Annotated in this window: 9 protein-coding genes; 8 read left to right on the top strand and 1 reads right to left on the bottom strand. The window is 69.3% G+C overall.

What is annotated here, in order from left to right:
• Window positions 1-6 precede the first annotated feature (6 nt).
• Together ACWGSR_RS15945 and ACWGSR_RS15940 are read left to right on the top strand one after the other, a co-directional pair.
• Window positions 7-1,107: a hypothetical protein gene (locus tag ACWGSR_RS15945; protein WP_453566927.1), complete on the top strand. Its 1,101-nt coding sequence runs from the start codon at window positions 7-9 to the stop codon at window positions 1,105-1,107.
• 269 nt (window positions 1,108-1,376) lie between these two features.
• Window positions 1,377-2,167, top strand: a protein-coding gene (locus ACWGSR_RS15940) for an IS5 family transposase (protein ID WP_453567052.1) whose coding sequence is annotated in 2 segments (ribosomal slippage) — window positions 1,377-1,707 and window positions 1,707-2,167 — 792 coding nt in all. Because the reading frame shifts where the segments join, the coding sequence is not laid out codon by codon here.
• A gap of 331 nt (window positions 2,168-2,498) precedes the next feature.
• On the opposite strand, the gene ACWGSR_RS15935 is transcribed toward ACWGSR_RS15940, so the two are convergent.
• Window positions 2,499-2,654: a DUF6131 family protein gene (locus ACWGSR_RS15935; protein ID WP_376238099.1), complete on the bottom strand. Its 156-nt coding sequence runs from the start codon at window positions 2,652-2,654 to the stop codon at window positions 2,499-2,501.
• Between the two features lie 267 nt (window positions 2,655-2,921).
• Here ACWGSR_RS15935 and ACWGSR_RS15930 point away from each other — a divergent pair, with 267 nt between their 5' ends.
• The 6 genes from ACWGSR_RS15930 to ACWGSR_RS15905 form a co-directional block, all read left to right on the top strand.
• On the top strand, window positions 2,922-3,353 hold the full coding sequence (locus ACWGSR_RS15930) for an NfeD family protein (protein ID WP_453566925.1): 432 nt from the start codon (window positions 2,922-2,924) through the stop codon (window positions 3,351-3,353).
• A gap of 3 nt (window positions 3,354-3,356) precedes the next feature.
• Complete coding sequence (locus ACWGSR_RS15925) at window positions 3,357-4,433, top strand: SPFH domain-containing protein (RefSeq protein WP_376238105.1); 1,077 nt, start codon at window positions 3,357-3,359, stop codon at window positions 4,431-4,433.
• A 131-nt stretch (window positions 4,434-4,564) separates the two neighbouring features.
• Window positions 4,565-5,014, top strand: coding sequence for an N-acetyltransferase family protein (locus ACWGSR_RS15920; RefSeq protein ID WP_453566922.1), 450 nt, complete (start codon window positions 4,565-4,567; stop codon window positions 5,012-5,014).
• A 151-nt stretch (window positions 5,015-5,165) separates the two neighbouring features.
• Window positions 5,166-6,176 carry a LacI family DNA-binding transcriptional regulator gene (locus ACWGSR_RS15915; protein ID WP_376238110.1) on the top strand — a complete coding sequence of 337 codons (1,011 nt, stop codon included), beginning with the start codon at window positions 5,166-5,168 and terminating at the stop codon, window positions 6,174-6,176.
• Between the two features lie 423 nt (window positions 6,177-6,599).
• On the top strand, window positions 6,600-9,971 hold the full coding sequence (locus tag ACWGSR_RS15910) for a CARDB domain-containing protein (protein ID WP_453566920.1): 3,372 nt from the start codon (window positions 6,600-6,602) through the stop codon (window positions 9,969-9,971).
• Between the two features lie 297 nt (window positions 9,972-10,268).
• Window positions 10,269-11,717: discoidin domain-containing protein (locus ACWGSR_RS15905; RefSeq protein ID WP_453566918.1), on the top strand; the 1,449-nt coding region annotated here is incomplete at its 3' end.

The following is an 11,717-nucleotide window of genomic DNA, read 5'->3' as shown; positions in this document are numbered from 1 at the left end:
CACGTCATGGTGAGGCTCGAAACGCTGCGCGGGTACCTCCTCGAAGAGGTCCTCGCCTGGCTGCTGAGATCCAGTGGGTACCGGCTGCTGGCTGAGAAAGACGACCCGGCCAGGCCGCCGTGGAGGGTGTTGGAGAAACGCAAGCACGGTCTGGTGGTGCGGGGCCGCGGAGCCTGGCACCAAGCGGACACTCTGGGGGAGTTCCAGTACGTGCCCCCGTTCTCACTCCCGATCCGCCTGTTCGCCGAGGCGAAGTTCACTCGCATCAAGGTCGGTCTTCCTACCGTGCGTAACGGCCATGGTGTCGTGCATGACCTCAATGAAAACGTCGTCACCACACTGAGCAACGGATCCGGACCGCACCGCCCGAGGGTGCGATATCACTACAGCTATGCGATCTTCTCGACGTCGGGGTTTACTCAGGATGCTCAGGAGTTCGCGCTCGCCCATCAGATCTCTCTGATTGACCTGTCGCTTCCTGACTTCCTGCCGCTGCACAATCTGGTGAGGGCATCGGCCAAGTCGGTCTACGACGCCATGAAGCTGCTGCAGCCGAGTCGGCGACCCACTGTGTACGAGATCCGCAATTACTTGCGCCGACACCTGCTGGATTTGTGGGACGGATCCGCAGCCGATGCTCCCTCGGTGACCGATCCGCTAGACGAGTTGGCGGCGGGCCTTCGCCGGCGGTCGTCGCTGGGACTCGTGCTGGCCTTTCCCGCCGCTCCCTTCGTCCTGGGGCTCGTCTCCGACGATCTGAACGCTTTCGTCAGGTACGCGCTTGATCAGCCCACTCACGACATCCGCGTATACAGAAACCACCGGTCGGCGAAGCATCCCGTGTGGCAGATCGAACCGCGTGTCGGTCCTGCCTACAGGCTGAGCTTCAGCCTGCCGGAGCAGGTCGAGGCGTGGATCCTGGACCAGGAGGAGGGAACGCGGTCCCGCACGCGCTGGATGACGCGGAACTTGCTTTCCGCCATCACCCTGTACTGGGTCGACGAGAACCGCACCTACACCTTCCAGCTTCGGTACAGCTCGGAGGAGTTTCGGGAGTTCAGCGGAAGGCCGATCAGCGACTTCGATGAGGCAACCGACCTCTTCTGAGGTCGGAGGTCGTGTCCCGTTCGAATCCGGCCGCTGTCCCGTGTAACAGATGCCGGGCGGCGCTTCAACTCCCTGTCTTTTGTAGCAGTCGTTTCACGTCTTCCTGGAGGATCCGACCTTGCGGCAGATCGACACCCGCCTCATCCAGACTGCGGTCATCGGAGCCAGCGACTCCGACTTAGAGGTCCTAACAGAAGCTGTTGATCATGTGACTGTCGGCTTGGTTGCTCGTTGGTCCGTTCATGGCGAGGAGGAACTCTCGGCCGTGAATCGTCTCGGACGAACTGTGGTCTCTGATCGAGCCGTTGTTGCCGGTCCCGGCACCGAAGCTGGTAATGGGTCGGCCGCGGGTGCCTGATCGGCAGGCTCTGTGCGGGATCCTGTTCGTGCTGCACACCGAGATCCAGTGGGAGTATCTGCCCCAGGAGCTCGGCTTCGGTTCTGGCATGACGTGCTGGCGTCGTCTTGCCGCGTGGAACGAGGCCGGGGTGTGGGACCGGCTTCACGTCGTCCTGCTGAGGAAGCTGCGGTCTGCCAAGCAGCTCGACTGGTCGCGGGCGGTGATCGACTCCAGTCACGTCTGGGCCGCTCGGCGCGGCCCAAAAGCGGACCCAGCCCGGTCGACCGCGCACGGCCGGGCAGCAAGCACCACGTTCTCGTCGACGGGCAGGGCATCCCGCTCGCCGTGTCCCTGACCGGCGGAAATCGCAACGACGTCACCCAGCTCCTGCCCTTGCTGGCGAAGGTTCCCTCCGTCGCCGGTCTGGTCGGCCGGCCGCGCCGCCGTCCGGACGTGCTGTTCGCCGACCGGGGCTACGACCACGACAAGTACCGCCGCCTGGTCTGGGACCGGGGCATCAAACCGATGATCGCCCGCCGGGGCGTTCCGTACGGCTCCGGCCTCGGTGTCTACCGGTGGGTTGTCGAGCGGACCATCGCCTGGCTGCACGGGTTCCGACGTCTCCGCGTCCGCTGGGAACGACGCGACGACATCCACGAAGCCTTCCTCGGCCTCGCTACCTGCCTCATTACCTACAGGCATGTCCAACGGCTTTGTTAGGACCTCTTAACGGAGTTTGGTGGACACGAACGTCGACAATGCGGATCGTCGGGTGCGGCTGAGCTTCCTGGGCGGATGACTCGTTTCGGCGAGCCGGTACCCGGTGGCCTCGGTGGTCGGCGCGCCGCCTCGGCCGAACCGTTCGGCAGCGCGGTCCCGCATGAGCCCATGCGGATCTGCCCGCGCGAATCGCTCCGCGACCCGGGCGCGCGTCGTCCCCGTTCCGCGGCCCGTCTCGGTGCCGATCGTCGCCGCCGTGCCCGGCTACGGCGGGAACCAGCCGGGACGCGAACCACCACGGGAGTGGCGGTCCTCGACCGAACCGGGCCTCCTACCAGTAGTGACGGCGTCCACCGACCGCGTGCCCGGCGGCCCCGAGGACCCACAGGACGACTCCGATGACGACCAGGATGATTCCGATGGTCCACAGGACGGAGATACCGGCCACCAAACCGATGACGAGCAGGACGACCCCGAGAACGATCATGATGACCTCCGGTATCGAGTGCCTCTCCACTCCAGACTAGGTACAACTCGTGGCGGTGGCCTGCTGGGCGCCCTGTGGTGCCGGGTCGGTGGGCGAGCCCGGCCTCCTCGGACAGGGCCGTGAGCGGTCGAGCGCACCGGGCCTCCCACGAGCGCGCCCGGAGACGGACCGGCCGACCGGGCGTGCTTCCCTCTAAAACGGGTAAAAAGGGAAAAAGGGTTGTCGAGTTTTCATCCCTTCCCGCAGCCGCACCTGCCGGGAGAGCCCATGGATCTTTGGCTGGTCTGGTCGATCGCCGCGGGGGTGCTGGTGGTGGCGGAGATCTTCACCCTCACCGCCGCGCTCGGGATCCTCGGCGTCGCCGCGGCGGTCACGGCGGGAACCGCCGCCCTGGGTCTCCCGTCGCCCCTGCAACTCGTGGTCTTCACCGTTCTGGCCGTGATCAGCCTGCTGTTCGTGCGCCCCGTCGCCGTGCGCCATCTGCTCGCGCCGCAGGGCGAGAGGTTCGGCACGGACGCTCTGGTGGGCCGCTCCGCCCATGTCGTCTCGGAGGTGACGGGCCTGGGCGGCAGGGTCCGCATCGGTGGCGAGGAGTGGACGGCCCGCGCCTACGACGAGACGCTGGTCATACCTCCGGGGACGACCGTCGACGTCATGGAGATCGAGGGTGCCACCGCCGTCGTCTACCCCCGGGAGTGAGCCATGGACGTGCCGGGACTGCTCATAGCCGGTCTGGTCCTCGCGTTGCTCGCCGTCTTCACCGTGGTACGGGCCGTGCGCATCGTGCCGCAGGCGCGAGCCCGCAACGTCGAGCGCCTCGGCCGCTACCGGCGCACGCTGAGGCCCGGGCTCAACCTCGTCATCCCGTACGTCGACCGCGTGTACCCGGTGATCGACCTGAGGGAACAGGTGGTCTCCTTCAAGCCGCAGCCGGTGATCACCGAGGACAACCTGGTCGTCGAGATCGACACCGTGCTGTACTTCCAGGTCACCGACCCGCGTGCGGCCGCCTACGAGATCGCCGACTTCCTGCAGGGCGTCGAACAGCTCACCGTCACCACTCTGCGCAACGTCGTGGGTTCGATGGACCTGGAGAAGACCCTGACCTCGCGCGACAGCATCAACAACCAGCTCCGCGGCGTGCTCGACGAGGCGACGGGCAAGTGGGGGCTGAGGGTCAACCGCGTGGAGATCAAGGCCATCGACCCCCCGCAGTCCATCAAGGACGCGATGGAGAAACAGATGCGCGCCGAGCGGGACAAGCGGGCGGCGATCCTGGGGGCCGAGGGGCAGCGGCAGTCGCAGATCCTCACCGCCGAGGGGGACAAGCAGGCCGCCGTCCTCCGGGCGGAAGGCAACCGCACCGCCGAGATCCTCAAGGCCGAGGGGCAGTCCCGGGCCGTGGACGAGGTGTTCCAGGCCGTACACCGCAACGACCCCGACCCCAAGCTCCTCGCCTACCAGTACATGCAGATGCTGCCCCAGCTCGCCCAGGGCGCGGGCAGCACCTTCTGGGTGATCCCCAGCGAGGTCACCTCCGCGCTCCAAGGGGTCTCCCGCGCCTTCAACGAGGCACTGCCCCGGTCGCCGGCCACCCGGGAGACGTCCGCCGAGGACAAGGCCGCCGCCGAGGCCGCCGACGACGCGGCACAGGCCGCCGAGGCCGCCGCCGAGGCACTCGCCGACGCGGCTGAAGCCGACACCGACACGCATCCCCTCACCGCCGACCGCCACCGCCGGGCGCCACGGGAACCGGAGGGCGGGCAGGACGGACCCTGACGCCACGGCCGACGCCGGCCGGGCTGTCCGCGCAGCTTCCTGTTCCGCCCCGTCCTCGGGAGGAGGACACGTCTCCCCGTCCTGCCGTGACGGCGCCACCGGGCGGGCCGCGCGGTGGGCAGTATGGCGGCATGACGACAGGAGACCGGGACGGGATCGTGGTGCGCCGGGCGCGCCCTTTGGACGCGCGGGCGCTCTGCCGCGTCGACGCGGTGGTCGCCGGCGGTGACGCCGAGCGGCGGGCGGACATCCGGAGGTGGTGCGAGGACGGCCGGGCCACGGTGGCGGAGGACGGGCACGGTCCGCTGGGGTACTGCGTGGTGGAGTACACCTTCTTCGGACAGGGATTCGTGACCATGCTCATGGTCGAACCCTCGGCCCGCCGCCGGGGTGTGGGGCGGCTGCTGCTGGAGGCCGCTGCGGCCTCGTGCGCCACCGAGAAGCTCTTCACCTCGACCAACGTCTCCAACCGGCCGATGCAGGCACTGCTCGAACGGGCCGGCTGGGCTCCCGTCGGCCTCCTCCACGGGCTTGACGAAGGAGATCCGGAGCTGTTCTATCTCTGTCCCCGCCGTGGTTGAACCCCGCGCCCCGGAGCGCCGGGGCGTGGCCGGCGGAGGCGGGCGCGCGGCCCTTCGCGGGGTCCGGACGTCAGACCGGAGGGCCTGCCACGCTGCAAGCTTGGCAAGAAGTGTGTAACTTCCTGACTCTCTTTGCGCTAGAGTTGCGTTCGTGACGCGACGACTTGCTCTGGTAGCGAAAAAAGTGGGAGTCAGCGAGGCCACGGTCAGCCGAGTTCTCAACGGCAAGCCGGGGGTCTCGGAGGCCACCCGCCAATCCGTGCTCAGCGCACTGGACGTCCTCGGCTACGAGCGTCCCACGCAGTTGCGCGGGGAGCGGGCCAGACTGGTGGGTCTGGTCCTGCCCGAGCTGCAGAACCCCATCTTCCCGGCCTTCGCCGAGGTCATCGGTGGTTCCCTGGCGCAGCAGGGGCTCACGCCCGTGCTCTGCACGCAGACCAAGGGCGGCGTCTCGGAGGCCGACTACGTCGACCTCCTCCTGCAGCAGCAGGTGTCCGGAGTGATCTTCGCGGGAGGCCTCTTCGCGCAGGCGGACGCGCCGCACGAGCACTACCGGCAGCTGGCGGAGCGCAACATCCCCGTCGTGCTCGTCAACGCGCCCATAGAGGAGCTCGACTTCCCCTGCGTCTCCTGCGACGACATCGCCGCGGTCGAGCAGGCGTGGCGCCACCTCTCCTCCCTGGGACACGAACGCATCGGCCTGGTCCTCGGCCCCGAGGACCACATCCCCTCGCGCCGGAAGCTGACCGCGGCGCGGGCGGCCGCGGCCGCGGCGGGAACGGAGCTGTCGGAGGAGTCCGTGGAGCGCTCGATGTTCTCGCTCGAAGGGGGGCAGGCGGCCGCGGGCCGGCTCTGGGACCGGGGCGTGACCGGAGTCATCTGCGCGAGCGACCCGCTGGCCCTGGGTGCCATCAGGGCCGCCCGCCGGCGCGGACTCGCCGTTCCCGCCGACGTGTCCGTGCTCGGGTTCGACGACTCGGCGTTCATGAACTGCACCGAGCCGCCGCTGTCGACGGTCCGGCAGCCGATCGAGGCGATGGGGCGGGCGGCCGTGGACCTCCTGTGCGCCCAGATCCAGGGATCGCAGACCCACCCCGGTGAGCTGCTCTTCGAGCCGGAACTCGTGGTGCGGGGCTCGACCGCGCCGCCGTCCAGCGCCTGACCCGAGCCCGCCCGCGCCCCACCGAGGGCCAGACCTGACGGTCTGGCCCTTTTTCGCGTGCCCGCGCACTCGGTTTCGCGTCCCGGCGCACCCGGTTTCGCATGCCCGCGCACCCGGGAGCGGCTCCGTCGACTCCGCCACCACCGGCTCTCCCACGGGCCAGTTGTGTCGGCCCCGTTGACAAAGCGGTGACCTGGCGGAAACCTGTCACCTGGTCATCGCAAAAGATTGACTGAACAGCTCAAAAAGTCTTGCTCGCACTTGGATGTTCCCTCTTTGGGTACGAAAGGTGCTGTGCGAGGGCCCTGTCGACGTTTGCCCGGTGTATACGCCCCCAGGCCCGTCCTCCTTCCCCGGCGCTGTTCACGCCGTCGGCAGGGCGAGTCGCGGCCGGTCGCCCGGGTGAGGAATCAAGAGGACTTCATGCGATTGAGAAACCACGGGCGGCGAGTGATCGTCGGCTCGGTGATGGCGGGCCTGATGGGCGTGGGGACGCTGCCCGCCCCCGCCCACGCCGCCGAGGGCCCCAACCTCGCCCTGGGCAGGCCCGCGACCGCGGGCGGCACGAACGGAGGCTACGTCGCCGCCCACGTGACCGACGGAAGCCAGGCGTCCTACTGGGAGGGCCCCAACGGGTCGTTCCCCCAATGGGTGCAGGTCGACCTGGGGGCCAGTACCGAGGTCGACCGGGTCGCGCTGAAGCTGCCGGCCTCCTGGGGCTCCCGCGTCCAGACGCTCAGCGTGCTCGGCAGTACGAACGGATCCTCCTTCGCCGCGCTCTCCGGATCCGGGGCACGCACCTTCGACCCGGCCGCCGCCAACACGGTCAGCATCCCCGTCACCGCGACCACGGCCCGCTACATCCGCGTCCAGGTGGCCGCCAACACCGGCTGGAACGCGGCCCAGTTGTCCGAGCTGGAGGTCTTCGGCGAGGACGACGGCGGCCCGGTCGACCCGCCGCCGACCGGCACCAACCTGGCGCGCAACAAGCCGATCGAGGCGTCCTCGGTCACCCAGTCCTACGTGGCCGCCAACGCCAACGACGGGAACACCGGCACCTACTGGGAGTCGGCCGGCCTCCCCGCGACCCTGACCGCGAAGCTCGGCGCCAACGCCGACGTCGAAGCGGTCCGGATCAAGCTCAACCCCGACCAGGCGTGGGGGCCGCGCACCCAGGCCGTCGAGGTGCTCGGACGCGAGCAGTCCGCGTCCGGCTTCACGACCCTCAAGGCCCGCGCCGACTACCAGTTCAGCCCGTCCTCGGGCGCCAACACGGTCACCGTCCCGGTGACCGGCCGCTACGCCGACGTGCAGCTCAAGTTCTTCGCCAACAACGGTGCTCCCGGCGCCCAGGTCGCCGAGTTCGAGGTGGTGGGCGCCGCCGCCCCGAACCCGGACCTCACCGTTACCGACCTCACGTGGACCCCCTCCTCCCCCTCGGAGACGGACCCCGTCGAGGTCGCCGCGACCGTCCGCAACGCCGGGACCGCCGCCTCGCCGGCCACCACCGTCAACGTGAGCCTCGAAGGCGCCGTGGCGGGCAGCGCGCAGGTCGGCGCGCTCGCGGCGGGCGCCTCCACGACCGTCAGGATCCCCGTCGGCAGGAAGGCGATGGGCAGCTACACCGTGTCCGCCGTCGTCGACCCGGCCAACACCGTCGTGGAGCAGGACGACACCAACAACAGCAGGACCGGTTCCGCCAAGCTGGTCGTCGGCCAGGCGCCCGGCCCCGACCTCACGGTCACCGCGGTCACCCCGAACCCGTCCTCCCCGGCGGTCGGCGCGCAGGTCTCCTTCACGGCCACGGTCCAGAACCGGGGCACCACCGGTGTCGCCGCCGGCACCGTCACCCGTCTCGCCGCGGGGACCACCACCCTGAACGGCTCCACCCCGGCGGTCGCCGCCGGACAGTCGGTCACCGTGCCGATCTCCGGCACCTGGACCGCCGCGAGCGGCGGAGTCACCCTCACCGCGACGGCCGACGCCACCGCGATCGTGGCCGAGACCAACGAGAACAACAACGTCTTCAGCCGCTCCCTGGTCGTCGGCCGCGGCGCCGCCGTGCCCTACACGGAGTACGAGGCGGAGGACGCCCGCTACCAGGGGACCCTGCTCACCGCCGACGCCACGCGGACCTTCGGCCACACCAACTTCGCCACCGAGTCCTCCGGCCGCAAGTCGGTCCGGCTCAACTCCACCGGTGAGTACGTGGAGTTCACCTCCACCAACGCCGCCAACTCCCTCGTCGTGCGCAACTCGATCCCCGACGCCCCCGGCGGCGGCGGGCGGGAGGCCACGCTGAGCCTCTACGCCGACGGCCAGTTCGTGCGGAAGCTGACGCTCTCCTCCAAGCACAGCTGGCTCTACGGCACCAGCGACGACCCGGAGGGGCTCACCAACGCCCCGCAGGCCGACGCCCGCCGCCTGTTCGACGAGTCCAACGCCCTGCTGACCCAGTCCTACCCGGCCGGCACCAAGTTCCGGCTCCAGCGGGACGCGGGCGACACCGCCTCCTTCTACATCATCGACCTGATCGACCTGGAGCAGGTCGCGCCCCCGACGGCCCAGCCGGCCGGCTGCGTCTCGATCACCAACTACGGCGCGGTGCCCAATGACGGCCTCGACGACACCGACGCGATCCAGCGGGCGGTGACCGCCGACCAGAAGGGCGAGATCTCCTGCGTGTGGATCCCGGCGGGCCAGTGGCGCCAGGAACAGAAGATCCTGACCGACGACCCGCTGAACCGGGGGAACTACAACACCGTCGGCATCCGCGACGTGACCATCCGCGGCGCCGGCATGTGGCACTCGCAGCTCTACACCCTCACCCCGCCGCACCAGGCGGGCGGCATCAACCACCCGCACGAGGGCAACTTCGGCTTCGACATCGACCACAACACGCAGATCTCCGACATCGCGATCTTCGGCTCCGGCACCATCCGCGGCAACAACGCCAACGAGGAGGGCGGCGTCGGCCTCAACGGGCGCTTCGGCAAGAACACCAGGATCAGCAACGTCTGGATCGAGCACGCCAACGTCGGCGTCTGGGCCGGCCGCGACTACACCAACATCCCCGAGCTGTGGGGACCCGGTGACGGCGTCGAGTTCTCGGGCATGCGGATCCGCAACACCTACGCCGACGGCATCAACTTCGCCAACGGCACCCGCAACTCCACCGTCTTCAACTCGTCCTTCCGCAACAACGGCGACGACGCGCTGGCCGTCTGGGCCAGCAAGTACGTCAAGGACACCTCGGTGGACATCGGCTCCAACAACCACTTCCGCAACAACACGATCCAGCTGCCCTGGCGGGCCAACGGCATCGCGGTCTACGGCGGATTCGGCAACACCATCGAGAACAACATCATCTCCGACACCATGAACTACCCCGGCATCATGCTGGCGACCGACCACGACCCGCTGCCCTTCTCCGGGCAGACCCTCATCTCCAACAACGCCCTGTACCGTACGGGCGGCGCGTTCTGGAACGAGGACCAGGAGTTCGGCGCCATCACCCTGTTCGCGCAGGGCCAGCCCATCCCCGGCGTCACCATCAAGGACACGGACATCGTCGACTCCACCTACGACGGCATCCAGTTCAAGACCGGTGGCGGCGAGGTGCCGAACGTGAAGATCACCAACGTCCGCATCGACAAGTCGAACAACGGCTCCGGCATCCTCGCGATGAGCGGCGCCCGCGGCAGCGCCACCCTGTCGAACGTGACGATCACCAACTCGGCCCAGGGCAACATCCTGGTCGAGCCCGGATCCCAGTTCGTCATCACCAACCCGTGACGCCGTCGGCGGCGCCCGGGGCGCCCTGACGAGGGGGTCCGGCCACGGCGGTGGCCGGGCCCCCGCCCCTCCGGTACTTCCCGACGACCCCGTAGCCCCTCGTGCGCGGGGCCTTCGGCATGCCCTCGTACGCCACGGCGGACCGGAGGAAGCCCGCCTTCGCGAGATGTAGACGCCTTGGCAATTGTCTGCAACTCTCTCACCGCTCGCAGCAAACCAACGACATATCCGAGCCGGAGTCCCACCCGACGAGCCGCGCCACGCAGCCATCGCCTGCGGGGCCGAGATCGAGGACAGATGAAACTGCACAGCTGGAGATCGCGGGGCATGAGCGCCGTGATCGCGACGAGCCTCCTGGCGCTGGGGGGTCCCCTCATGACCGCCCAGGCCGCCGGAGGCCCCAACATCGCGCTGGGCGATCCCGCGGCGGCCGGCAGCGCGCTGCCGGAGTACGGCGCCGCGAACGTCACCGACGGCAACCAGGGCACGTACTGGCAGAGCTCCGGGTCGAGCCTGCCGCAGTGGGTGCAGACCGACCTCGGCACGAGCACCCGCATCGACGAGGTCGTCCTGAAGCTCCCGGCGGGCTGGGAGAGCCGCAACCAGACGCTGTCCGTCCAGGGCAGCGCCGACGGCACCAGCTTCTCCACCCTGAAGAGCTCGGCCACGTACACGTTCAGTCCGGGTGCCGGCAACACCGTCACGGTGACCTTCCCGGCCGCCCAGGCCCGCTTCGTGCGCATCGACATCACCGCCAACACCGGCTGGCAGGCAGCCCAGTTGTCCGAGCTGGAGGTGCACGGCGCCGACAGCACCTCGGCGAACCTCGCCGCGGGCAGGACCCTGACCGCGAGCAGCCACACCGAGGTGTACACGGCGGGCAACGCCAACGACGGCAACAAGGCCACCTACTGGGAGAGCCGGAACAACGAGCTGCCCCAGTGGCTCCGGGCCGACCTCGGCTCCTCCGTCCGCGTCGACCGCGTCGTCCTGCGCCTGCCCGACAACTGGGGCGCGCGCAGCCAGACCCTGAAGATCCAGGGCAGCGCGAACGGCACGGACTTCACCGACCTCACGGCGTCGAAGGCGTACGAGTTCGCCCCCTCCGGCCAGAACTCGGTGACGATCCCGTTCGGCGAGACGACGGCCCGGTACGTCCGGGTCCTGGTCACGGCGAACACCGTCCAGCCGGCCGCGCAGATAGCGGAGCTGGAGGTCTACGGCCCGGGCACCGGGGACACGCAGGCGCCGACGGCTCCGGCGAACCTGGCGTTCACCGAGCCCGCGACCGGCCAGGTGAGGCTGACCTGGACCGCCGCCACGGACAACACCGGCGTCACCGGGTACGACGTGTACGCCAACAACACGCTCCTGACGAGCGTGGCGGGCAACGTCACCACGTACACCGACAGCCGTCCGGCCAACCAGACGGTGACGTACCACGTCCGGGCCAAGGACGCGGCCGGCAACCAGTCCGCCAACAGCAACGCCGTCACCCGCCAGGGCGACACCGGGGACACGCAGGCGCCGACGGCCCCGGCGAACCTGGCGTTCACGGAGGCGACCTCCGGCCAGGTGAGGCTGACCTGGGGCGCCTCCTCGGACAACACGGGTGTCACCGGGTACGACGTGTACGCCAACAACACGCTGCTGACGAGCGTGGCGGGCAACGTCACCACGTACACCGACAGCCGTCCGGCCAACCAGACGGTGACGTACCACGTCCGGGCCAAGGACGCGGCCGGC

The sequence above is a fragment of the Streptomyces sp. NPDC055632 genome (assembly GCF_053618675.1).
The sequence above is the reverse complement of the archived record's forward strand: the minus strand, read 5'-3'. Positions and strand labels throughout refer to the sequence as shown.